At 65.1% G+C, this 24274-nt stretch carries 19 protein-coding genes and 2 tRNA genes; 13 read left to right on the top strand and 8 right to left on the bottom strand.

Translation table 11 applies throughout. From position 1 onward, the window contains the following. Positions 1-122 precede the first annotated feature (122 nt). The 5 genes from AC1DQ3_RS01645 to wecB all read right to left on the bottom strand — a co-directional run bounded on the left by AC1DQ3_RS01645 (position 123) and on the right by wecB (position 6659). On the bottom strand, positions 123-1982 hold the full coding sequence (locus tag AC1DQ3_RS01645; RefSeq protein WP_477118418.1) for a polysaccharide deacetylase family protein: 1860 nt from the start codon (positions 1980-1982) through the stop codon (positions 123-125). After that, positions 1979-3046, bottom strand: coding sequence for a hypothetical protein (locus tag AC1DQ3_RS01640; protein WP_477118417.1), 1068 nt, complete (start codon positions 3044-3046; stop codon positions 1979-1981). Before AC1DQ3_RS01640 ends, AC1DQ3_RS01645 begins: the two co-directional genes overlap by 4 nt. A gap of 10 nt (positions 3047-3056) precedes the next feature. After that, positions 3057-4100 carry a bactofilin family protein gene (locus AC1DQ3_RS01635; protein WP_477118416.1) on the bottom strand — a complete coding sequence of 348 codons (1044 nt, stop codon included), beginning with the start codon at positions 4098-4100 and terminating at the stop codon, positions 3057-3059. Further along, the gene (locus AC1DQ3_RS01630; RefSeq protein ID WP_477118415.1) at positions 4097-5437 is read right to left on the bottom strand and encodes a glycosyltransferase family 2 protein; all 1341 of its coding nucleotides are present in this window, start codon (positions 5435-5437) and stop codon (positions 4097-4099) included. Before AC1DQ3_RS01630 ends, AC1DQ3_RS01635 begins: the two co-directional genes overlap by 4 nt. Before the next feature lie 70 nt (positions 5438-5507). Continuing rightward, on the bottom strand, positions 5508-6659 hold the full coding sequence (gene wecB, locus AC1DQ3_RS01625) for a non-hydrolyzing UDP-N-acetylglucosamine 2-epimerase (protein WP_477118414.1): 1152 nt from the start codon (positions 6657-6659) through the stop codon (positions 5508-5510). A gap of 1136 nt (positions 6660-7795) precedes the next feature. On the opposite strand from wecB, the gene cysK reads away from it, so the two are divergent. Both cysK and AC1DQ3_RS01615 read left to right on the top strand, forming a co-directional pair. Further along, positions 7796-8713 (top strand): cysteine synthase A, encoded by a 918-nt coding sequence (cysK, locus tag AC1DQ3_RS01620; RefSeq protein WP_477118413.1) that lies wholly within the window; start codon positions 7796-7798, stop codon positions 8711-8713. A 177-nt stretch (positions 8714-8890) separates the two neighbouring features. After that, positions 8891-9091 carry a hypothetical protein gene (locus AC1DQ3_RS01615; RefSeq protein ID WP_006158694.1) on the top strand — a complete coding sequence of 67 codons (201 nt, stop codon included), beginning with the start codon at positions 8891-8893 and terminating at the stop codon, positions 9089-9091. A gap of 80 nt (positions 9092-9171) precedes the next feature. Here AC1DQ3_RS01615 and AC1DQ3_RS01610 read toward each other — a convergent pair whose 3' ends face one another. Beyond that, on the bottom strand, positions 9172-10899 hold the full coding sequence (locus tag AC1DQ3_RS01610; RefSeq protein WP_477118502.1) for a hypothetical protein: 1728 nt from the start codon (positions 10897-10899) through the stop codon (positions 9172-9174). 558 nt (positions 10900-11457) lie between these two features. Here AC1DQ3_RS01610 and AC1DQ3_RS01605 point away from each other — a divergent pair. The 4 genes from AC1DQ3_RS01605 (at position 11458) to AC1DQ3_RS01590 (ending at position 15956) form a co-directional block, all read left to right on the top strand. Then, positions 11458-11733: a hypothetical protein gene (locus AC1DQ3_RS01605; protein ID WP_477118412.1), complete on the top strand. Its 276-nt coding sequence runs from the start codon at positions 11458-11460 to the stop codon at positions 11731-11733. A gap of 306 nt (positions 11734-12039) precedes the next feature. After that, a complete protein-coding gene (gene pobA / locus AC1DQ3_RS01600) occupies positions 12040-13209 on the top strand; it encodes a 4-hydroxybenzoate 3-monooxygenase (RefSeq protein WP_477118411.1) in 1170 nt (389 codons plus the stop codon). Positions 13210-13289: 80 nt separating this feature from the next. Then, positions 13290-14711, top strand: a complete 1422-nt coding sequence (locus AC1DQ3_RS01595) for an aromatic acid/H+ symport family MFS transporter (RefSeq protein ID WP_477118410.1) — start codon at positions 13290-13292, stop codon at positions 14709-14711. A 411-nt stretch (positions 14712-15122) separates the two neighbouring features. Continuing rightward, on the top strand, positions 15123-15956 hold the full coding sequence (locus AC1DQ3_RS01590) for a hypothetical protein (protein ID WP_477118409.1): 834 nt from the start codon (positions 15123-15125) through the stop codon (positions 15954-15956). A gap of 168 nt (positions 15957-16124) precedes the next feature. Here the strand turns inward: AC1DQ3_RS01590 and AC1DQ3_RS01585 are convergent, their stop codons facing one another. After that, the gene (locus AC1DQ3_RS01585) at positions 16125-16652 is read right to left on the bottom strand and encodes a metal-dependent hydrolase (protein ID WP_477118408.1); all 528 of its coding nucleotides are present in this window, start codon (positions 16650-16652) and stop codon (positions 16125-16127) included. Positions 16653-16850: 198 nt separating this feature from the next. Here AC1DQ3_RS01585 and AC1DQ3_RS01580 point away from each other — a divergent pair, with 198 nt between their 5' ends. From AC1DQ3_RS01580 to AC1DQ3_RS01570, 3 genes are all read left to right on the top strand, one after another. Next, positions 16851-17273 carry a hypothetical protein gene (locus AC1DQ3_RS01580; RefSeq protein ID WP_477118407.1) on the top strand — a complete coding sequence of 141 codons (423 nt, stop codon included), beginning with the start codon at positions 16851-16853 and terminating at the stop codon, positions 17271-17273. A gap of 133 nt (positions 17274-17406) precedes the next feature. Further along, positions 17407-17482 (top strand) — tRNA-Glu (locus tag AC1DQ3_RS01575). 83 nt (positions 17483-17565) lie between these two features. Beyond that, positions 17566-17642, top strand: a tRNA-Asp gene (locus tag AC1DQ3_RS01570). Positions 17643-17834: 192 nt separating this feature from the next. Here AC1DQ3_RS01570 and AC1DQ3_RS01565 read toward each other — a convergent pair. Next, positions 17835-19472: a sensor histidine kinase gene (locus tag AC1DQ3_RS01565; protein ID WP_477118406.1), complete on the bottom strand. Its 1638-nt coding sequence runs from the start codon at positions 19470-19472 to the stop codon at positions 17835-17837. A gap of 98 nt (positions 19473-19570) precedes the next feature. Here AC1DQ3_RS01565 and AC1DQ3_RS01560 point away from each other — a divergent pair, with 98 nt between their 5' ends. The 4 genes from AC1DQ3_RS01560 to AC1DQ3_RS01545 all read left to right on the top strand — a co-directional run bounded on the left by AC1DQ3_RS01560 (position 19571) and on the right by AC1DQ3_RS01545 (position 24274). Next, positions 19571-20176 (top strand): response regulator transcription factor, encoded by a 606-nt coding sequence (locus AC1DQ3_RS01560; protein ID WP_477118405.1) that lies wholly within the window; start codon positions 19571-19573, stop codon positions 20174-20176. A 342-nt stretch (positions 20177-20518) separates the two neighbouring features. Next, positions 20519-21208, top strand: coding sequence for a DUF746 domain-containing protein (locus tag AC1DQ3_RS01555; protein ID WP_477118404.1), 690 nt, complete (start codon positions 20519-20521; stop codon positions 21206-21208). A gap of 438 nt (positions 21209-21646) precedes the next feature. Beyond that, complete coding sequence (locus AC1DQ3_RS01550; protein WP_477118403.1) at positions 21647-23086, top strand: TolC family protein; 1440 nt, start codon at positions 21647-21649, stop codon at positions 23084-23086. Between the two features lie 21 nt (positions 23087-23107). Beyond that, positions 23108-24274 carry an efflux RND transporter periplasmic adaptor subunit gene (locus AC1DQ3_RS01545; protein ID WP_477118402.1) on the top strand — a complete coding sequence of 389 codons (1167 nt, stop codon included), beginning with the start codon at positions 23108-23110 and terminating at the stop codon, positions 24272-24274.

Raw genomic sequence — 24274 nt, 5'->3', positions numbered from 1 at the left:
TGTGCCTGAGGCTGCCACACTGAGCGTCCCGGTGCGGCTTCCACCATCAGCAGGCGCGTTGTGCCCGGCGGCGGTGCGACCCGCGGCCAGGTTGCTTGCCTTCAATGCAGGCTCCGAAGCATTCAGGCTGCCCCGCCGGCGCGCAGGGCGGCCGCGATCACGATCTTCTTTCCAGGGGCCGCAATCACCATCCAGCGATTCCCCTGCATCGTCACCCGGCCTTGTCCGCTCTCGATTCGCGGCCTGGCATAGCGATCCGCCGGGAACAGCCACGTCAACTTGTCGAGCGAATCCTCGTTATCCGCGAAGACCCGTACGTCGTTCTTGTCGGAGGCGAGGTGCCATACGGTCCGCTCGCGCCGCGTCGCAAAATCAGCGACCTCGGTCATCGTGCGCCATTGAAAGCGCTTCTGGGCCTGCTCGCTATCGGCCGTGGCCAGCAGGGCGTCGATGGCGCGTAGATACCGTACCGCCCCCGGCGGATGGAAGTAGATCAGGCGGATCTCGCCGGTATTTGCCGAGAACTCAACCAGGGACGTGAGCCACGCAGCGATCTCCGACTCCGGGAGGTTCGCCATATAGGCTTCCTCGATCGTGCTGTACTCACCATAAGTCTGCACGGGGAAAGACCAGATGTGCTCATCGCGACGTCCTCCCCGATAGGTTCTGGTGGGACCCTGTCCGATATTGCCTGTGAAGTAGTAAGCCTTGACCTGCCGCTCGTCCAGCCACCGGGTCACCCATTCCGGCTGGTTGCCGGTTGGCGCCGAATACTCTGTCTGCGGTTTGCCCGTCAACGCACGGATCGCGTCCGCATTTTTCTGCAGGTAGACCTCCATGGTGGCCTGATTGTTCTCATTGACATTGAGCCCGAACCAATCGTGGATCCAGCCCCCATGGCTACCGATCTGGTGGCCCTCGCGCATCAGCCCGCGCACAACCTCGGCGAATTCCGGATTGTTCGGCAGGTCCACGCCCCGTCCGTCATTGAACTGGCGCTGGTCCGGTCCGGCGGTGATGTGGAAGCTGAACGGACCATGCTTGAATACGCCATCCTTGATCAGGCTATCCGTGGCATCAATGCAGATCTTGGCGTCGCAATGCCAGTTCAGCACGAGGCCGCCAATCCCATCGGGCGAGGATGAAAGCTGGGGCTGCTCCAGCATGCGGTTGGCGAAGTAGTGCAGGAAGCCATGGAGCAGGACCCCGTCGGTACGCAGCTTGAGGTATCCCAGCGGCAAATTGACGAACAGCACGCTGCCCTTTCCCACCTTGCGCTCGCCGGCGATGACCGAGTTGTCGTCCGCCTGCATCAGCACGCGGCCGTTGTAGTTGCCGCTGGTACGCATGGCCGCATAGCGCAGGATGTCCTGTCCATAGCCTGACAGCACAGCACGCCCGTTCTTTGCAATCCAGCGGCCAGGTGGGATGTGCAGCTCCGCCATGACATCGGGCGTGCCGGAGACAGTCGCCTGATTTGCCATGCCGTCGCCAAGCTTCGAATAAAAACCGTACGACACGCCGGCCAGGCCCGACATGCGCGCCGGGCCCTGCTCATAGAAACCGTCCTCGTTCAGGATGCCGGCATCGTAGACCTGCATCAGCGCGCCGCCATCTTCAACGAACTGCCTGATCTTGTTGACGAATGCCGTGGTCATCGAGCGATGCACCGTATCGGGCAGGATCACCCCGGAAAAAGCCCGTTCGCCATCAAGGCCGTGGCGCACGAACTCCGATGCCGTGATGATACGCAGGCGAACCCCTTCCTCCAGGGCCGCATCCTCCCACGCTTGTGCGTAGACACGGTTCTCACCCGGCAGCGTGTCTGGCAACACCAGGACGATGCTGTCGCTCTGTGGCTTGCTGGCTCCCGCGTTGATGCTGCGATAGGCAAACAGCGCACAGGCCACGAACGCCACCAACGCCAGCACACCGAACAGGTGCTTGCGTAGCGCAATTATTTTTTGCAGTTTCACATTCATGGCTTTCTATTGGTCTCGCCAGGCAATGCATGCAGGAGTCCAATCCGCACGCCCTCCTCCAGTACGTTCCAGCGGCCCTGCTGGCGCCACTGCGCGGATGCACGCAGCCAGGCCCCGGCGGTCTGCGTGTCTCCAATCTTGTAGGCCGCCCAGGCAATCAGGCCCCAGGGAAAATGATCACTCTTGCCGTCCAGCCAGGCCTGGCCATAGCGGTGCTTCCAGACCATCCAGTTGCGCGCGGCGACCGGCCCCGTGCTCAAGTCATAGATCCAGAGATAGACCGGCGCAACGGCGTTGGGATAGAAGCCATACGGCGTCGGCGGCAGGCTGGCCCGCTCCGGCTCCAGCGCCCCCTTTGGATCATAGCCATAGTTGCGCGACAGACCGGCCAGCATCGTGCCTCGCGCAGGCAGGTTCGCCAGTTCCCGCGCATAGCGCGCGGCGGTGTCCGGATCGGCGCGCAGGCGATCCAGTGCGCCGATCACTTCCACGTTATCGGCAAAATAGGCCACGGGCTGGCCGAACAGGGCACGGAAGGTGCCACGCTGCGGATCCCATAGCGTGGCGAGATTTTCAAGGGACTTGCCGCAGCTGGCCTCCAGGGCCCGGTCGCCCTTCAGCACCTCGCTGGCCACCAGGCACCAGAAGACAGCCAGGGAGTCGTCGGCATCGGCCGGCCCGCACGCCAGCCATTCCGTGCTACCGCTGCGGCAGATCCGCGGAAACGGCCCGTTCGCCTGCTGGTATGGCAACAGCCAATGCGCCAACGCTGTTGCCGGCGCGCGCACGTCGACACCGAGTCGATGCGCGACCAGCAACGCCTTGAGGGCGGTATACGGCTCCACATAGTCTCCATGGGCAAATACGGTCATGGCGCCATTGGGCACGGTGAAGTCTTCGAACATGGGCACAGTCTCCGCGGGCGCCGCCATCGCGGCCAGCGGCATCGCAAGCGCAAGCATGGTGGCTGCGCAGCGATTTGCCAGCCGCGGCAGGCGGGCGCCGGGCAGCAATGCCTGCGGCCATGCGACATTGCGCCGGAAGACATTCGGGAACCATGGCATGGTTCGCCTCCTAAGCGAGAACATGGGCGGATTCATGGGAGGTAATGACGCCATGAACGACGCAGCCGGGCGAGACGGTCAGCCGATTGCAAACCAGCGTGGTCGGCGCGTCGGGGCGGCCGATCCGGCAGTTCGGACCAATGACGATGTCCTCGAAGCTGATCAACGGCCCGAGAACCGCGCTGCCCGCACCGATTTCCAGATTTTTTCTGGACGAGAGACTGCCGACGATCCGACTGCCATCGCCGATGTGCAGGTGGCCGTGGCTCTTGATGCTGCCGACGAGCGAGACTTTCGCCGCAACGCGGCAATTGCCGCGGACCACATAGTCGCCGCACAGCACGTTGTCGGGCCCGATCTCTGCATCGCCGTACAGGACCTGGCGCGAGTTGACCACCGGCGGCAATGCCACGGGTGCGGGCGCGGCAGCGACCTCGCCAAACAGCACAGCCTGCGCCCCCGCACGCTCGAAGCGGGCCGGCGGCGTGAACGTGACCGTCTCGACCGCCGTGACCCTGCCATCCACGCGCGCGTTGCCAAGCAAGCGTACCTGCTTGCCATGCACCCAACGCTGCACCACCGCGTTTTCGCCCAGCGAGACATCGCCTTCCGCAAGGCATGCGCGCAGTTGCGCGCCAGCGCCCACCTCGACATTGCGCACGACGTACAGATCCGCGCGAACCCTGCTGCCTGGCGCGATCCAGGCATCGCCCCGGAACAGCACGATATGGTTCGCCTGCCCGAGTGCCCGGCTAAGTGCCGTCCACTTGTCTGCCGGCCGGGTCAGCATATCGCGGCCGACACTCAAGGCCTTGCTGGTTCGTATTTCATAGGCGTCGCCCTCCAGCTTGAGCGCCTGCAGATCGATGCCATGCTGCTCCGCAAGCCGCGTGCGGAAGCTGTTGGCAAAGAAGGTCAGGCTGTTCGGCTCATCCCGCCGCATTGGCAGCGGCGCGAAATCGGTTGGTCGCAGCCATTCCACGATGGCGGGAATGAATGGTAAAAGCAGCAGGATCAGTACCGAGCCGGAAAGGAGAAGATAGCTTCCGGTCATCCCCGATCCTTCGCCGGTGCAGTATCGGGCTTGCCGGGTACACCGCCGGTGGGTCCGGACGCCGGCTTGCGAAACCGCTCCGTCTTGTCCCAGACCAGTTCCCGCTTGCGCCACGCATCCATGATTTGCGTGCCCCCCGCACGCGAGATCGCCACCATGCTGACGAGAAAGCCGAACAGGTTCAAGGGAAGCAGCCGGATGCGATTCCGGTGGCCGTCCAGATAGGTAGCGGCAGCGATCTCGAAGAACGCGGCATTGCTCCCGAGGCCCCCGTAGCACAGCAATGCGGTCAGGAAAACCCAACCGGATACGATAGACTGCGTCGCCGTGTAGAACAGGATCACGGCAATCACCCAGCCCAGCAACTGGATGGGGGGCATGACGAAAATCAGCAGCAGCAGAGCCCCATCCACGCGCTCGCGCCTGCTGATGTGTTTGTTTGCGATGAACTTCCTGATGTTGTGCACCATCACCTGGTTGTGCCCGCGCGACCAGCGACTGATCTGCTTGACTCGCACAGGCCAGACTTCCGGCACCTCTTCATAGCACTCCGAGCGGTTCTGATAGACCGTTTTCCATCCGCACTGGAGCAGACGGAATGTGACGTCGGTATCTTCCGCCAGCGTATCAATATTCCAGCCACCGATTTCAGCCAGCGCGCGGCAGCGAATGCCACCGACCGTCCCGCCATACTGCGGGACCAGCCCCAGGTTCATCCGCGCGGTCTGGTCCACCTGATAGCCGCCCGCGCGTTCGAGGTCGAGCAGACGTGTCAGCAGGTTGGTGCCGGCGTTCATCGGCACCACCCGGCCCATGATCGCGCCGACCTCCGGATCAAAGAAGGGCGCGACCAGTTGCTTGATCAAGCCTCGTGCCGGCAGATAATCCGCATCGAATACGATCATGATCTCGGCATCGATCATTGCGGTGGCATCGCGCAGCGCGGCGGCCTTGCCCGGACGGCCCTCGGTGCGATGAAAGAGCGAGAAGCGCCCGGGATGGCGCGCCGCGATGTCATCGATGATCCCCCGGGTGCCGTCGCTCGAGCGATCGTTGACCGGCATGATGGTCAGCTTGTCCTGGGGGTAGTCGACTTGCAGCAAGGCATGCAGGCAGTCGGCAATCACCCGCTCCTCGTTGTGTGCGGCGACGCAGACCACCACGCGCGGCCATACCCCGTGCTCGATATCGAGGTACGGCTGCCGTTGGCGGCCGAACAGGCGATTGAGGGTGAATATATAGTGCCGCGCCGTGTAGATGACCAGCAGCACGATGATGCACAGCGCCACCGCCAGAAGCACGTGATTGATAAGCGACAGGATATCCATGTTCCGCATCAGATTGCTTTCGCCATGCGGCGGTCCGCAGATAGTGCATGGCAAACGGGAGCAGCTGCGTTCATGACGATCAGGCTGCCGCCCGCTGATCGCACTGGAATTCGCTCACCGCAGCGCCGGACAGGGCCGCCAGGATGCGCTGCGAAGCCTGGCCGTCACCGTACGGATTCATGCGTCGGGAGAAGGCCCACCAGGCATCGTCGTTGTCATACAGGGAGCTGACCGACTCCACGATGCTCGCGACCTCGGTCCCCACCAGCCGCACCGTGCCCGCCAGGACGGCCTCCGGCCGCTCGGTGACATTGCGCATCACCAGCACGGGCTTGCCCAGCGACGGCGCCTCCTCCTGCACGCCGCCGGAATCGGTCAGGACAACGTGGGCCCGCTGCATCAGGCGTACGAACAGCGCGTAGTCGAGCGGCGGGATCAGGTGCACGTTCGGCAAGCCGGACAGCTTGCCGAGCACGGGCTCCTGCACGTTCGGGTTGAGGTGCACCGGATAGACGATCTGAATGTCCTCGCGCCGGGCGAGCAGAGCGAGTGCGTCGCAGATATTGGCAAAGCCGGAGCCGAAGTTCTCGCGGCGATGGCCGGTGACGAGCAGGAGCTTCCGGTCCTCGCGCAGGTAGGGGAAGTGGGCATCCAGCCGGGCACGGAACGCCGGATCGGCGAGGATCCTGTCCGTGGTTTGCAGCAAAGCGTCGATCACGGTGTTGCCGGTGACCACGATCCGGCCGCCGAGATTCTCGGCGCGCAGGTTGTCGCGCGAGGAAAGGGTAGGCGCGAACAGCAGATCGGCGCAGACGTCGATGGTGCGGCGATTCATTTCCTCCGGCCACGGTTGGGACAGGTCGCCGGTGCGCAAACCCGCCTCGACATGGCCGACCGGGATTCGGCGATGAAACCCCGTCAGGGCCGCGGCCATCGCCGATGTCGTATCGCCGTGCACCAGGATCCGGTCCGGGCGCACCGTGTCGAGAACGGAATCAAACGCCGTGAGCAGGCGTGCGCTCAGGTCGTTGAGCGTCTGATTCCGCGTCATCAACTCCAGGTTGTAATGCGGGACGATATCGAACAGCTCGAGCACCTGCTGCAGCATCTGCTGATGCTGCCCTGTGACGCAGACAATCGACTCGATGTGATCATGGCCAGCGAGTGCCTTGACCAGGGGCGCCATCTTGATGGCTTCGGGGCGGGTGCCGAACACGGAGAGGATTTTCATGGCAGTACGGCAAATAGAGGCAGAATTCTAACCGTTCGTTTGTTTCGCGAGAAACACGGGCGCGGCGCAGGCTGACGACGCAGTGGAAGGATTTTGGGCTGGTTCAGTCATCGACTTCGCCAATGCCGACGTGGGAAAACCGTCGTGTTTTGGGTGTGGCGGCCGTGCGCGGGCCGAAGCCGCTGTCAGGTTCGACGGTCGGGATATCGGAGACTTGCGGGGAGCCCACCGGCGGCCTGCTGCCAGGGTGGAAGACGATGCTGCGGGCGCCCGGGGAGGCAGGCGCCCGCAGTGGCCACCGCCTGCGTCTGCGCCGGGCATGGCCAGGCAGCAAATACGGCCTGGCGTGCGCCAGGCCAGGCTCTCGTCATCGACATGCCCCGGCTTGCCTGGCGCAAGCCGGCCACGCGGCGCATGACGCCGTGCAATCGCAACAGATTCACTTGTTGACCCCTGTTTTCTTCCGTTTTTTTGTCCCGCTCCGGAATCGCTCGCTTTGCTTGCCTGCGCGCTCTTGCGCGTTGCCGACAGGCGATGCATTCCGGCTATGGCTGTTCCCATGTACTGCTTCCCGCGCTGCCGCAAATTCCAGGCAGTCCCCCGCGGGGCACTTATCGATACATCGTGCTCAAAGTGCTGGTTGGAGCACTGAAAGCGAAAGATTCTGAGGTATTGGGGGTAAGCGTGGATATAAGCATTTCGGACTAGGGATTACGTGCCAGGGCAAATGCAGTGCCTTGGGGCCGCTAACCTCTAACGGCTAACGCCGGTTGCCGGCGCCAATCACTACGAGCGCGCCTTGGCGGCGTCCGCTGCTCCGGGTTGGTTTCCGCATGCGGCAAGCTTCGCATTGCCTGGGCATTTTCCGCATTTTTCCGACCCGACAAAATATCACAATACGTGTCGGAAACTCGATGCCGATGTGTCAGTGAGGGGCGAAAAATCACGAATCGCGCCGTGGCCAGGGCAGGAATACAACGCTCCACGCAAGTCCACGTATTGAGCAAGAGAATCTTGAGTCACGCATATGACGGGCAAATCGCATTGCCCGCGCGCCGCGCGGCTAGAATCTCCCAGCGCTTGCTAGTCCGGACGCACTTGCAAGTCCGGTTCGACAACATCCCTGGAGTTCCCGCATGAAGGCCGACAACATCCTGCAGACCATTGGCAATACGCCCCATATCCGCATCCGGCGGCTCTTTGGCGATACCCATCAGGTCTGGATCAAGTCCGAGCGCGCCAACCCCGGCGGCTCCATCAAGGACCGGATCGCCCTGTCGATGGTCGAAGCGGCCGAGCAATCCGGCGTGCTCAAGCCGGGCGGCACCATCATCGAGCCTACCTCGGGCAATACCGGCATTGGCCTGGCCATGGTGGCCGCGGTGAAGGGCTACAAGCTGGTGCTGGTGATGCCCGACAGCATGTCAGTGGAACGCCGACGCCTGATGCTGGCCTATGGCGCCACCTTCGACCTGACGCCGCGCGAAAAAGGCATGAAGGGCGCCATCGCCCGTGCCGAGGAACTGGTGGCGGCCACGCCCGGTGCGTGGATGCCGCAGCAATTCGAGAATCCCGCCAATATCGAGGCACACGTCCAGACCACCGCGCTGGAGATCCTGGCGGACTTCCCGCAAGGCATCGATGCCCTGATTACCGGCGTGGGCACGGGCGGCCATATCACCGGATGCGCCCGCGTGCTGAAGCAGAAGTGGCCTGCGCTGAAGGTATTCGCGGTCGAACCCACGGCCTCGCCGGTCATTTCCGGCGGCGCACCCGCGCCACACCCGATCCAGGGCATCGGCGCCGGCTTCATCCCCAGGAATCTCGATGCCGATCTGCTGGACGGCGTGATCCAGGTCGACGCCGAGCCGGCACGCGAGATGGCGCGCCGCGCCGCCCGCGAAGAAGGGATGCTGGTAGGTATTTCCTCGGGCGCCACCCTTGCCGCGATCGCGCAGAAGCTGTCCGACCTGCCGGCCGGCGCCACCGTGCTGGGCTTCAACTACGACACCGGCGAGCGCTATCTCACCGTGGAAGGTTTCCTGCCAGCGTGAGGCCGCGCAGCGCCGCCGGAATCTCTTTGGGCGGCGGAGCGCGCGGTGAACCATACTGGAGATTGACAGGCGCCGGCGCAGGAGTGCGCCGGCTGCCGATTCATCCAATAAGGCGCGCCACCGGCCCCGCTGCCTGATGCTGCGGAACCCGGCAGGACGCTGACACAAGGAGTTGAGATGACCATCCCGAGTTATGAAGTCGCACGACTGGCGTCCCTGGCAGTGCGGCTTGCACTGTCGTCCGGCCTGTCGCACGAAGAGATGCAAGCTGCGCTCAGCCTCGCAGCGACCATGATCGAGCAAGACGAAGGTGCCACGCCCGAAGGCGCGGCGGCGGCGGCAGTTCCGCACGCCAAGGTGACACGTACCATTCATTGAAGCCGCCCGGCCGGGGCCAATGCCTTGCCCCCGCCACGCGCTTCGTCCGGATCAGCGGACGGCCCCTGGGTCGCCTGGCTTCAGTTCAACAGCCCTGCCCAATACAGTTCCGCCGCAGCCAGCACGGCCCGCATCTGCGTGGTGTGCGCCAGGCGGAAGGCATCGCCATAGACGGTCTGGTCCGGAAATTCGGTGACCAGGGTGTAGGGCACCGTTGAGCGATGATCCTCGCAGATCATGCATGGAATGCCGTTGAGCACGGGGAACGGCACCTCCCCCACATGCCGGCCCCAAGTGGCGAGCTGCCGGGCGTTGAATTCGGCCAGTTCCGGCGAAGCCGCGAGCTGCGCGGTCAGCGCCTGCATGAATGCCAGCCCGTCGCGCCCCGCGTGATGGCGCAGGATCAGGAAAAACCCCTTGGGGACGGTCCAGGTCTCGAAGCCCGGCGGCACGTAGCCGGTCAGCGGGCGCGTCCATTCATGGGCGGGGTAGCCATGCAGGCTCATGTGCAGCCCTGCGCCGGTGCGCTCGATCGCCTCCAGCCGGGCCGCTTTCTCCCCGAACGGCGGCGCCATGCGCGCTTCGAGGTCGTCCCCCAATGCCGTGTAGCGCGCGGCATGCGACATATGCCGCGGGTTGTCCTCGCGCAATTGCACGTGCAAGGCGGCGCCGTCCGGATTCTCCATCGCAATCAGGGCGAAGTGCGCATGCGGGCGCAGCTTCAGCGCTTGCGCCGCGCGTAGAGCACCCACCACGCCGGAAGTTTCGTTGGCATGCTGGCCAGCCGAAATCACCAGCCCCGGCAGCGCGCCTTCGATGTGGGTGCCGTGGACCACGCGCCCCTGCGTGGACGCAACGGCGAAGCGATTGCCACCCAGCGCGTGCATCTCGATGGCGGCTTCGTCCGGCGTCAGTGGCCGGGAGAGGCCGGCGAGCGCCGCGGCGGATAGCGGTGTCCCGGCGGCAGGTGCCACCGTTGCGCGCGGATGCGGCAGCAGTTTCACCCGCACCCGGGTGGCGCCACTGGCGGCGCGTACGTCGGGCACGATCTGGCCAGGCTGCAAGGTGCGATCGCCGCGCGGCAAGCCGGCGCGATCCTGGAAGAACTCGAGGATGGAGAAGTACAGGTCCTCGTGCAGGGCTTCGCGCGTACTGATGCACTCGTCCTCATAGGACAGCCGCCGCTCGATGCCGCCGGTGTCGATGGCAATGCGCAGCACATCGAAATAGGGGGCCTGCGTGCCCCAGCCATGGCTGCGGATCGCATCCATGGCCGCGGCGAATGCCAGTTCGAACTCGGTGGCCAGTGGCCCGTCCTCCAGGCAGGCGCCATCCTGCCACACGCGTAGCCACCCGCAGGGCGCGCCCGACGCCGCGAGCGGCACGAATACGCGATGGGCTACGCCGCCATCGAGCTGGACGGCGTAGTGCCCTTCGTCCTCTCCCTCGCTGATGCGGAGCTTGCCCTCAGGCAACATGCCGGCGAGCGGATAGGCTTCCAGCCGGAAGCGCTGTGCCATTGCCGGCGTCGTGGCGGCGGGCAGGCGCACGGCGACGTCGCGCGCGCCGGCGAGCGGGCCGCCATCGCGTGCCAGTCCCGGTTCATCGAGAAAAAAATGCAGCAGCGGCTTGTAGGCGCTGCGAATGACAGCCGCTACACCGGTTGCGGCCAGGCGATCCTCGGCCGCGCGGCGCGCGGCGGCATCCTCGAACACCCAGGCTTCCACGCGCGCACCGCGCATGGTGCCCAGGCGCTCGACCAAGCCATCCAGGGTGCATGAAATGGAGGTGTCGAGCAGGATCGTCATGGCTGGCCTTGGCACCACGCGCGGCGGGCAGGGTATCGGATCCGGCATTATAGGCAGGCTCTCGAACCGGCGTGCGGCAACGGCGGCAAGCTGATCGGTATCGGGGCCGCCAACACGGCTGGACATGGTTCTCGTGCACATTTCCTTACAACCCGGACACACATCGGTATCACTCGCTCGCTAAGCTGCCCCCTTGTGCAAGCCGTGTCTTGCCCAGACCAGGAAAGTACATATGAGCCGCTCGCTTTTGAAGTTGCTACCACCGCCTGCCGCGCCCGAGCGGTGGCCCCAATGAAGTGGTCCACCATCGTGCTGGTGCTGCTCGGCTGGCTCGGCGTCTGCGTCGGCATCGGATGGTTGCTGATGGCGTGCTCCAGCTTGCTCGGGCAGTGAGTTTCCGAAACCCGGAAGCGCGAATGCAGGCATCGGCCCATCGTCCATCCACCTCACGGACCCCTGATCCGCGCGCCATTTGGTAACGGCATATTTCATCCGCGCTACGGAACCCCGCGGCGCGCCCCAAGCCTGACCGGCCCCTTCCCAAAGCAAGGAGAGACCATGTACGATCGCGCCGCCCTGCCGCGCCAGAGCCAGAACCACCGCGCCATGACCAACGGCGTCATGCAAGACGCGCCCGCGCCGCGCGCCCGCCACGTCGCTGCAGCTGCCTGCGGCGACGTCCTGATGTCCGATATCGGTCTGCTGAAGCTATGCCGGCATTGCGGCGAGCACTGGCCAGCCGACAGCGAGTTCTTCGCGCGCGACGCGCGGCGCCAGGATGGCCTCGAACACATCTGCAAGGCTTGCCGCAAAGAGCAGCGCCTGATCCGCTGAGGTTCCCGGGCAGTCGTGTGCCGGGTGCGCCGCCAGTGGTGCACGATGTATGGAATGTGAAGGCGGTCACACCTGGACGATGTGCCTGAAGATCCCTCCCCGCGGCGGAACCGGCCCGGTAATTCCGGCTAATTTCAGGCAGATATCTAGGGTTTTCCCTCGTATCCACAGGATATCCGGCCTTGTCACGCGATAAGGCCGGATGTTCGTTTTGTCCTGTTGATGGTTCGTTCCGTCTATTCCCTCCCCTGCCTGGCGCCGCTATTGTTACGTTCAATAACAATCCCCCGCACCAGGAGACACGCGATGCGCACACAAGTCGCCATCATCGGCGCCGGCCCCTCGGGCCTGCTGCTAGGACAATTGCTGGCCAAGGCCGGCATCGATGCAGTCATCATCGAACAACGGAATCCCGACTACATCCTCGGCCGTATCCGCGCCGGCATCCTTGAGAGCGTAACCGCCGATGCACTCGAACGCGCCGGCGTGGCGCAGCGCCTGCATCACGATGGCCTGGTTCACCACGGCATCGAACTGTCCTACGGCGGCGAACGCCACCGCATCGACTTCCAGGCGCTGATCGGCCGCTCCGTGACTGTCTACGGCCAGACCGAGGTCACCCGCGACCTGATGGCCGCGCGCGAGGCCGGCAATGCCGTCACCGTCTACGACGCCGAGGACGTGAGCGTGCACGATTTCGATACGGCCACGCCCGTGGTGCGGTATCGCAAGGATGGCCAGCTGTGCGAACTGCGCTGCGATTTCATTGCCGGTTGCGATGGCTTCCATGGCGTCACGCGGCGCAGCGTGCCGGCGCCATCCAAGCGCATCTTCGAGCGGGTCTATCCCTTCGGCTGGCTCGGCGTGCTCACCGACACGCCGCCGGTAGCGGAGGAACTGATCTATGCCAGCCACGAGCGCGGCTTCGCCCTGTGCAGCATGCGCTCGCTCAACCGTAGCCGCTATTACGTGCAGGTTGCCGCCGACGAACGGGTCGAGGACTGGTCCGATCAACGCTTCTGGGACGAGTTGCGCAGCCGGCTCGACGCGCCGGCCGCCGAGGCGCTGGCGACGGGCGCAAGCATCGAGAAGAGCATCGCGCCGCTGCGCAGCTTCGTGTGCGAGCCGATGCGCTTCGGCAACCTGTTCCTGGCGGGCGACGCCGCGCATATCGTGCCACCCACCGGCGCCAAGGGCCTGAACCTGGCTGCCAGCGACGTGCTTTACCTGGCCGACGGCCTGATTGCACGCTACCTGCACGACGATGCCGGCGAACTCGATGCCTACTCGCAGAAATGCCTGCGCCGGGTATGGAAAGCGGAGCGCTTCTCGTGGTGGATGACATCGCTGCTGCATCGCTTTCCCGCTGCCGATGACTTCGCGTTGCGCATCCAGCAAGCCGAACTGGACTACCTGACCGGCTCGCGCGCCGCCCAGATGTCGCTGGCCGAGAACTACGTCGGCCTGCCTTACTGAAGCCTGGTGAAGCCTCGCGCCAGGCCTTGAGAAATACGAAAATCCGCCGCCAACGAGCGGCATGACAGGAGACCCGCATCATGACGCCCCCGAACAGCGGCCAGCCGGCCGCAACCCGCGACCCCGCGCGCCAGCCTGGCGCCAGCATCGACGTGCAGCAGTTCATCGACAAGCAACCCTTCTCGCGCTTCCAGTGGATCATCCTGATCCTGTGCTTCCTGATTGTCGCCGCCGACGGTTTCGACACCGCGGCGATCGGCTTTATCGCACCGGTGCTGGCCAGGGAATGGGGCATCAGCCGCGCCCATCTCGGACCGGTGATGAGCGCCGCCTTGTTCGGCCTGGCTGCCGGCGCGCTGGTGGCGGGACCGCTGGCCGACCGCTTTGGCCGCAAGAGCGTACTGGTGGGCTCGGTGCTGTGCTTCGGCGGCTGGAGCGTGGCCTCAGCCTTCTCGAACTCGCTCGAGACGCTTACCGTGCTGCGCTTCCTGACCGGCCTGGGCCTCGGCGCGGCCATGCCGAACGCGGTCACGCTGATGTCCGAATACGCGCCCACGCGGCGCCGCTCGCTGGCGGTCAACGCCATGTTCTGCGGCTTCACGCTGGGCTCGTCGGCCGGGGGCTTTGCCGCGGCCTGGCTGATTCCTCACTACGGCTGGCATTCGGTGCTGCTGGTTGGCGGCATCGCACCGCTGGTGCTGGCCGTGCTGCTGGCCTTCTGCCTGCCGGAATCCGTGCGCTTCATGGTGGCGCGCAAGGCGCCGTCCGCCCGCATCGCGGCCGCATTGTCGAAGATCCGCGCGGGCGCGCTGCATGGTGATGAACGCTTCCATATCCAGGAGACCGTAGCCGTCGATGCAGCATCCGCGGCAACCTCGTCGCTGCGTACTATCCTGACGCCGCGGTTTCTCTCCGGCACCGTGCTGCTGTGGACCACGTATTTCATGGGCCTGCTGATCTTCTACCTGCTGACCAGCTGGCTGCCGACGCTGTTCGCCGACGCCGGCTACCCGATCGAGAAAGCCGCCCTCATCACCGCGCTGTTCCCGCTTGGCGGCGGCATCGGCACGCTGACTGTAGGCTGGCTGATGGACCGCGGCCATCCGTGGCGCATCGTCGCCTGCACCTATGCGCTGACGGGCGCGCTGGTCTACGCGGTCGGCCACGGCGCCGGCGATCTCCTCCTGCTGGGCGTGCTGGTGTTCGCCGCCGGCACCTGCATGAACGGCGCGCAATCCTCCATGCCAACGCTGGCCGCCGGCTTCTATCCCACGCAGTGCCGCGCCACGGGCGTAGCCTGGATGCTTGGCATCGGCCGATTTGGCGGCATCGTCGGCGCGCTGCTGGGGGCGCATATCCTGGGCATGGGATGGAGCTTCGGCAAGATCTTCGGCCTGCTCTCGCTGCCGGCCTTTATCGCTACCGCTGCGTTGCTGATCGCCTCCGCCCGGCCGGGAACAGCGACGCGCCAGGTAGCTGGCCAGCACGACGCCGCACACTGACCGGCACACTTGCTGTTCACGGAGGACGTGGCCCGCATCGCCGCCGCATTGGCTTCCATTGCCACCTTGTTGCCACCTTGTTGCCAGCTCGTTGTCACCTTGCTGTCACCTTGTTGTCACCTACTGCCACCTCACTGTCATCTCAGTGCCACATCCCGGCCACATTGGCGCGGCAGCATGGCTCGTCGCCGCGCGGGGTCCATGCGGGGAGCCCTGCGCCGCCCGCATTGCGTTGCGTCCCGCATCGGCAGGGGCTTGGTTCGCTGCCCCACACAGCATGCATCGCCGCAGGCAGGGAACAGCACCGCCCGCTTTGCCTTGCAGCACGGTCGCGGCCTACCATGCTAGGAAAGCCAAGCCCGGTTACAGGGCGGATGTACCAGAGAGAAATCGTGGTAAGGCGGGGATACTTTGGCGAACTACCTGGAAGAGTACTGCGCACGCATCAGGCACGGGTCGGCAACGGCTGTCATCGACAAGCCGGTGCTGGTTGACCGCGACGGCATCTACGCGATGTCCTACGTGCCGTTCGAGCACAGCCATGCGGACGCGCGGCTGGTCCTGGTGAGCACCACGCCAGGACACATGCACGTCCAGCTGGCGGCCGAACTGACCGAGAGACTGCTGCAAAGGCGTGCGCCAGGCCGCACGATCCAGCGCGAGAACAAGCGGCGGGTGGAACTCGGCGGACGGCTTGTGCGGCCCAACCTGGTGCGCATGCTGGATCATTTCGGCATCGCGCAACTTGTCGGCCTGCCCGGTGCGGCGGCGCTCTGGGACGAAGGCTTCGAGCGGCTCCAGCCGCTGGCATTGCTGCCCTATGCCACCACCCGGCGCGGCCTCGCCTTCGACGGCGACCTGGAAGCGCTGCTGGCCGTGCCCATGCTGCGCGCGGTGTTTGAGGAACACTTCCTCGGCGCGCTCGCGCGGAGCCATGGCGAGGCACTCTACGTCGCGCTGGGGCGCACGGCGTGGTCCGCGCTGGGTTACGCCGTCGATCGCGGCCTGCTGGAGCGGTGGCAGTTGCTGGGCATGATGCCCGTGCCCGCCCGCGCGGGCAGCATGGTGAAGTATTTCCTGGGCGAGGTGACCGGCGCCGACCTGTCGCCGCGCGATCCCGTGCGCCATCGCACCGCCTGGCTCGACGCCGCCCATGCCGAGATGGCAACGGCAGTGCGCAGGCATAGCCAGCAGGAGTCAGGCGCCGGCCTGCCGTGCACCGCGGCCACTTGCCTGCAGGCATGACCCCGCGGCGTTGCGCCTGACTCGGTCTGCATGGCGGAAACAGGACCCCACCTCAGTGGGGTTCATCCGGCACTTTGCGCCGCCGATACCTTCTGCGAGGGAATTGCCTCCCTCGACATTCCCGATCGGCGGCCCCTCGTGGCCGCCTCTTTTTTCTTGCACGCTCCCTCAAACCCGCGGATGCCAGGCCCGCAGGTAGTGAAGCAGGTCCAGGCCATGCGTCCCGTGGAACCAGACATGCCGCGACAGCGCCAGCGCGCCCATCCATGAGGCGGCCACCACCATCAGGTCGCAGCGGCCGCTCTTCCACCAGTTCAGCGAGTGCCGGCCCAGGATCCAGGGTACGCCTAGCGGATTTGGCCAGTCGGCCAGCAAATGCATCAGGCCGCCACAGGCAAAGCCGAACGCCGGCGCGGCCAGCCATTGCGAACCCAGCGAGCGATGCGCCACCACCAGCAAGGCCAGCCAGGCGATGCCCCAATGCGTCCATGTGCGATGCGTGACCCAGAGGCGGCGGGACTTCGACCACCAGGCCACCTCCAGCCAGTCGGGCGCTCCGCCGCCGGCCACGCCCGCCACAAAGGCAAGCAGGGCGGCAAGGTGATAGGGGCCACCGGCACCTGCCTTGGCCACCACCGCGGCGGCGATCAAGCCCGCCGCCCATCCGGTGGCATGGTGTGCTTTGCTGGAAGCCATCGTCGTTGCGTCTTTTAGCCGCTGTGGAATCGAGGGCCGCTATGGTGGCAGATCGGTTCGCAAAAGGACAGCGTTACCTGGCTGCCGCGGCGGCCTCGCCGAGGCTACGGGCCGGCCTTGCGTGCAGTCGCCGGCCACACTAAGTTGGAAGCTTGGAAGCACCTTGCGGCAACCCGGCCGCGCACCCTGGGAGCTGTCATGAAATGGCGCATTGCCCGGCAAGCCCTCGTCATCCTGCCGGCGATCCCGCTGCTGGCCGCAGCGCTGTGGCTGGCGCCGGCGGCCTACTGCCAGCCGGCGGAAACAGGGCCGATGACCGTTGGCGGTTCGCTGGTGGTGGAAGGGCCGCTCACCGTGCATGGATCGCTCACCGTGGACGGCAGCGTCCTTGCGCACGGGCCGCTCAGTGCGGCCTGGTTCGCCACCCTGGCGCCGACCTACGCGCCGCCGCCGGGAGCCGGCCCGCAAAAGGTCTTTCATGGTCCGCTCACCGTGCACGGGCCACTGGTGGTGCGGGGCAACGTACTGGTCAATGGCCCCGTGAATATCGATGGGCCGCTAAACGCGGGCGGCAGCATCGACGCGGACGGACCCATGCGCGAGCGGCGGCGCGACCGCTGAGGCACGGGCGGGCGCAAGCGTTCAGGCGGATCGCCCGGCAGCGGGCAAATTAGCCCTTCCCACATCCGCAGAAGGGCGCTATAATCGCGCCCCTCGCGACACGAAAAGCACATAGCGTCGCGAGCAAGCCTAAGTCCCCTTCGTCTAGAGGCCTAGGACATCACCCTTTCACGGTGAGTACAGGGGTTCGAATCCCCTAGGGGACGCCAGTTCAGGGAGCACGCCACGCAAGCCAGGGCGGTCTCCAGCAAGCGCGTCGGGAACCGTTTTGAAACGGTTCCAAAGCCACTGCGGAGTGGTAGTTCAGTTGGTTAGAATACCGGCCTGTCACGCCGGGGGTCGCGGGTTCGAGTCCCGTCCACTCCGCCACGCTGCCGAATGCATCACAAACCCGAAGAGGTTGCAGCACCGGATTTGCAGTATCGAAACCCGCCACCCGTAAGGGCTGGCGGGTTTTTATTTGCCTGCCGGGGCTGCCTTGCCAAATCTGGCCTGGGGTGCGATGGCAGGCGCAAAAGGTGGCAGAACCGTCGCCGCGGCCAAGTGAGATCGGACGGCCCCTCAGGTAATTCCGGCCGCGCTGGGCAACCGGACCTCGAAGCGTGAGCCTTGCCCTTCCTTGCTGGTGACCGCGACCTCGCCGCCATGCAGGTCGACCGCCAGCTTGACCAGGTACAGGCCCACGCCCGCGCCAGCCGTGCCGGCGACATTGCCGCCGCGCACAAAGCGCTCGAAGATGTGATCGCGGTCCTTGTCCGGAATACCCATGCCCCGATCGGACACCGAGACACGGATCGCCTCCGCGTCCGCGGATACGTGCACGGCAACCGGGGCGCCCGCTGGAGAGTACTTGATCGCGTTGCCGACCAGGTTGCTGAAGGCCTGGAACAGCAGCTTGGCGTCGCCGTGGAAGATCTCGCCAACGCCGGCTTCGATCGTTTCCTCGATGACCGCTGCGGGCGAGCTTTCCCGGTGCATCTCGCAGACCTCGTGCACCAGCAGCGCCAGGGAAAAATCGACCCCCTGCAGCGTGGCAAGGCGGCCGCCATCCAGCAACTGCGAGGAATCGAGCAAGTGGTCGATGAGATTGGTCATGCGCCGCACAGCCACGCGGATGCGCCCGCAGCGCTCGGAGAGGACGTCGGCGGCGGGTGCCTCCTTCATCCGCATCAGCCGCTGCGCGTGCCCGTCGATCACATTCAACGGCGTGCGGAACTCGTGCGAGGCCATCGAGACGAAATTGCGCTGCAGCACCGCCAGGCGCCGCTCGTTCTCCAGCGTGTCCCGCAACATCCTGGTCTGCGCGGCCAGCGCCGCCTTGCTGCGCTCCAGCTCGATCGTATTGTCCCGGAAACGCACCACCGCGCGGGCAATCTCCCCGATCTCGTCCTTGCGTCCGGCACCCGGAATATCGATATGCGGATCGTTGTCGGTGATGCGGTGCATGCGCTCGACAAGGGCCGCGATGGGATTGGATACCGCGCGTACCAGATAGATCACGGCCGCGATCACCAGGAAGCCCGACACCAGGATGGCGCTGGCGATCAGCCGGCGCGCCTCATGGTAAGCGTCCGCTTCGCGCGCGGTCGCCTCAGCCGCGCCGGCGACATTGCGCTCCGTCAGCACACCCAGCGTGCCGTTGGCCTGCTCGAAGGCGCGGCGCGACTCGCCGTGGTAAAGCGCCACGGCCTGCGTCGTGTCCTTCTTGTGGGCCAGCGACACCACCTGGTCGACCAGCTGACGGTAAGCCGACCACTGCGACATGAACTGCTCGTAGAGTGCCAGTTCCGTCGGATCATGCTCGATCTTGCCGTAACGGGCCTCGACCTCCTTGATCACAGTGTCCAGCCCGCCGATCTGCCCTTCGGCCGCGCGCAGGTCGGCGCGCGAAGTCGCGATCAGCGCATCGGCCTCAAAAGCGCGGTAGTCGGAAATATAATTGTTGAGGTCGCCCAGGATGCGGTTGCTCTGCAGCCAGCGGCCGCTGATCTGCGCGGATACGCTATGAAAGTTGCTGAGCCGGTTGATCCCGAACAGCCCCACGCCCACCACCAGGAGCAGGAACAGCACGAATACGAGCGACAGCCGCACCCGGATCGGCCTGAGCATCGGTACTGAATCGGGCAACCCGACCAGGCGCCGCCCCAGGCCGCGACGCACTCGCCGGCTGGCGGGCGCCGGACGCATTGTGTGATTCATGAGACATTTATCCTGAAATTCGCTATGCTGTGCCCGTGCGCGTGCGCGCCTGGCGGCCTGCCGGGAGCCCCTCCCCGCCGCCGCTACCAAGGACCACAATGACCGATGCCCGCCGGAAGATCCTCTGCATCGAGGATGATGCCGAAACGGCCGATCTGATTGCCGAAGAGCTCATCGAGCGGGGCTTTGCCGTCAGCATCGCGCACGACGGCGAGCAAGGCTTCGCCGCCATCCTGCGCGACGCGCCGGATCTCGTCCTGTGCGACGTGAGTATGCCAGTGATGACGGGCTTCGAGCTGCTGGAGAAGATCACTTCGCTGGCGCCGCGCTTCGCCGACATGCCCTTCGTATTCCTTACGGCGATGGCCCAGCGCGAGGCCGAGCTCAAGGGCCGCAGGCTGGGCGCCGACGACTACGTCACCAAACCGGTCGATTTCGACATCCTGACGAGCATCGTCGAGGCCCGCCTTGCCAGGGTTGCGCGGAAGCGGCCTGGCCTGCCGGCCGTCCAGCTCAGCGAAAGGGAGGTGGAGACACTGGTGTGGTCGGCGCGCGGCAAGACCTCGGGAGAGATTGCCACCATCCTCGGCCTGTCCAAGCGCACGGTCGACTTCCATATCGACAATGCGCGCCAGAAGCTGGGCGTGGCCACACGCATCGAAGCAGTCGTCAAGGCCGCGTCCGCCGGCATCATCAAGCCGTAGCGCGCCCGCACCAGGTTCAGGTCCGGCGTCGCCCCATCCATCCCGCGGACATCCTCGCAGCGATGTCTACTGTGATCAATCACAGTACGCGGCGGACGCCATTACAAATAGAATCGGCGCAATTCAATTCCATCGCTCCCGGCGTACCGGCTGGCGGGATGAAGAGGCCCGGGGGGCGACAACGCCTCCCGACAATGCACTGCCGCGGCGCGACTTGATGCCACGGAACGCAGGCATCAATGAATCAGCTGGTAGCGCGCACCGCGTTACGGCGCATTGGAGCAGGCGGAGTGCCAGCTCCGGCTCCCTGGCTTACGGACCGGCCCGGCTCCCGCCTACGATATGAGCAGATTGCAACCGCAGCCGACGCCGCCCGAGCAGGATATCCCGGCCACGGGCCAGGGCGCCCGCGAGCGTCCCATTGCGGAGGAGATTCGCCGCGCGACGACGTTGATCCATTTCCGCGCGAACGGGGCGGCCGAAGTCGGCGATGACGGGCTGACGGCATTCCTGATGTCCGCATGGCGCAAGCTGCATAGCGCGAGCCACCGGCCACCGCAATGCCCGCGCTGCCGCGCGCGCAAGGCTGTCTATGACGGCGCCGATACCAGTGGCTTGCCGTTCTTTCAGTGCGAGGGCTGCCGCCAGCGCTTCAACCGGCTGACCGGTACGCCACTGGCGCGGCTCCGGCTGGAAGACAAGGCGGAGGCGTTCTTCAACCTGGCGTCGCAGCAGGTGTCGGTTGCGGAAGCGGCGCGCCGCCTGGCGATCAAGAGCGAGACTGTCAGGCATTGGTCGATCCAGACGCGCCTGTGGCTGCTGGCACTGGATCCGCAAGGCGACTGGGAAGGCCGCGTGCAGCTCGGCGTTCGTTACGCGGTCATGCCCGCGGTTGCCCGCGGCGAACCGGCACCCGCCACGCCTGGATGCAAGTGCTCCATCGCATCCGACGATAGCCAGGCACTCGCCGAAATGGAGAACGCGCCTTTGCTGATACGGGTGTGCGCATTCTGCGAGCAAACGGCGCATTAGCATGGACTAATCCAGTCCACCGAAAGGAAATCTCCTTACTCGCCCGGACCCCAATCCGCTTTCTCCAGCGATTGCGTCTATCATTTTTTTAAATCTGATCCCGATATGCCATCCATTTAAAGGCCGGGCAACCGCTCACATCGCACGCCAGACACCGCGCGTTCCGCGCAGGACCCGCCGCGTCAATTTCCGCTTTAAATTCGGCCGCTTTCGGCATGATGGCGCACGCTCATGCGCGCCATCACGCTTGTTGCAAGGCCGCATCATTTCACTGGAATTCAATCGCAATTGCGCCATCTCCCGTGGAATTTGCGGCACCCAATTTAATTACAAAGTACGGGCAATTACCTACATTTCCGAAAGCTATTTGCAATGTTCTGGAAGGGAGAATGAAAGTTTTTCCTGTCATAACTGTTACAAGTAGCAATGGGAGAGTTCATGATTAAAAAACCAACCAATATAAAAGTTGGGGCGGCGGTCATTCTGGTCCTGGCGGCTCGGGTCGCCTGGGGTGTCCAACTAAGCGGAGATACCGATCCGGTACCGCTGATACCACCGGTAAAGAAGGCCCCGGGTGCCGGCAAAGCGCCAGCCAGCGGGTGGGATCAGCCGCTATCAACACCGCGCGCGCCCACCCCGCCGGCGGCACCGCTCAGCGACGAAGAAAAAACCAAGGGCCTGGTCGGGCCGGGGTTCTCCCTGTGGGAGCTTTCGGAAGAACTGCGCGCGAACAACCCGCAACTGATCCAGGCGCGTTCGCTCTATATGGCGGCCAAGGCCACGGTGCCGCAGATCGCCGCGCCCAACAATCCGCAGGTCGGCTTTATCTGGGGCAACCTGCCCAAGAACAGCCCGCTGGCACTGGCGCGCGCGGAGAGCTTCAGCTATACGCTGACGCAGTCGTTCCCGTTCCCGGGCAAGAAGGCGCTGGCGGCCGATATCGCCAACACGCAGGCGGAGTCCATCGACGCGCAGCGCGATGCGCTGTACCTGCAGTTTTACGCGCAGCTGAGCACGACTTACTTCCAGGCGCTGGCGCAGAAGGCGCAGCTCGATGTGCTGCGCCTGAACCTCAAGCGGCTGGAACAGGTCAAGCAGGTGGCGCGCATCCGCTACGCCAACAATGCCGCGGGTTATGTCGACTACCTGAACGCCCAGGTGGCGCAGAGCAGCGCGCAGAACGATACCTTTGGCCTGGAGCGCCAGTATGACAACGCGCGCAAGACCATCAACACGCTGATCGGCAAGAATCCCGAGTTCCCGCTCGAATTGCGCCCGGATGCCAGCGCGGTACGCATGCCGCCCACGCCGTTGCCCGAACTGGAAGACATGGCGTTGCGCGAGCATCCCAATGTGCGGGCATCGCGCTTCCTGGTGGACGCGGCCGAGAAGGGCGTGCGCCTGGCCCGCAAGGCCTACCTGCCGGACTTCCAGGTCATCGGCACCTTCAACGGCAACAACCCGCCGCTGGGCTTCAGGCCGGCCAGCTACGGCATCGAGTTCGACGTGATCATCCCGCTGTTCTTCTTCACCAAGGAGAAGTACGGCGTGGATGAAGCCGTGGCCAACAAGGTGGCGTCCGACGCCAACGACCAGTCGGTGCGCCAGCAGACGCTGCTGGCCGTGGATACCGCGCACAACAACCTGCGCCAGTCGGTGAACCAGGCCGAGTTCCTGCGCCAGCGGCAACTGCCGGAAGCCATGACGGCCTACAAGATGGCCTTCACCAACTACGCCAACAACAACGCCGACTTCACCGACCTGCTCACTGCCAGCTCCGCGCTCAAGAATGCGGAACTCGCGGTGACGCAGGCCGAAGCCGAAGCGCGCCAGGCTTACTACACGCTCGCCGCCGCGGTGGGCCGGGACAAATTCTGATGGCCGCGAGGCCCTGAACCTATGAAAAAGAATCTGATGATCGGCGCCGGCTTCGTGGTGGTCCTCGCCGGCGGTATCTGGGGTGGAAAATACTGGGCCCAGGCGCAGCAGGCCGAACTGCCTGGCAAGGCTGCCGCGTCGATGCCGGCCGCGGCGCCGTACGCCAAGGCCGAGGCGGCGAAGCCGCGCCCGGTGCCATCGCTGCTGAAGCTGCCTGAAGGCGGCTTCGATCCGAAGGCGGTCAAGTCCGCGGAGTTCAGCACGCAAACCGTGACGATCGACACGCCCACGCCCGGCAAGCTGGCCTATAACGTGCAGCAGGCCAAGCTGGCGTCGGCGCGCGTGGCCGGCCGCGTCGAGCGCATCCTGGTATTCGAGGGGGCCGTGGTCCATGCCGGCCAGCCGCTCGCCGAACTGTACTCGCCCGAGTACATCTCCGCGCAGAACGAATTCCTGCTTTCGCACAACGCCTTTCACACGCTGAACAACAGCGACCTGACGGAACTGGTGGATGACGCCAAGCTGACCATGCAGTCGGCCGAGAACAAGCTGCGCGTGCTGGGCGCGACCACCGAGGACATTGCCCGCATCCGCGAACGCGGCGTCGCCTCCGATACGCTGACCATCCGCGCGCCGATCGGCGGCACCATCGTCAAGCGCGACATGGACCCCGGCTCCTACCTCAATGTCGGCGACTCGCTGATGAGCGTCATCGACACGCGCTCGATCTGGTTCACCGGCAATCTCTACGAGAACGATATCCGGAACGTGCGCCTGGGCCAGGTCATCGAGATCGAAACCCCGGCCTACCCGGGCCGGCGCTACCGCGGGCGCGTCAGCTTCATCGCGCCCAATGTCGACGCCGACACGCACACCCTGCAGGTACGCTGCGATGTGCCCAACCCGGACGGCACGCTCAAGCCGGAGATGTACGCCACGGCGCGCATCGTCACCGGCTCGGCACAGGCACTGGTAGTGCCGCAATCGGCCATCGTCAAGGACCAGGGCAAGCTCTACCTGATGACGCAGCCTGACGACAAGCATATGGAGCGCGTGCTGGTGCAGGGCACGCCGCGCAACGACGGCACCTTCCAGGTGACCGAAGGCGTGGCGACGGGCGCACCTGTGCGCGTGGTGACGCAGGGCGGCATGCTGCTCAACGAAATGCTGCTCAAGCAGGAGGCCTGA

It is taken from the genome of Cupriavidus sp. 01T418 (assembly GCF_056398885.1).
Note: the sequence above shows the minus strand (reverse complement) of the source record. Positions and strands in the feature narration are given on the sequence as shown.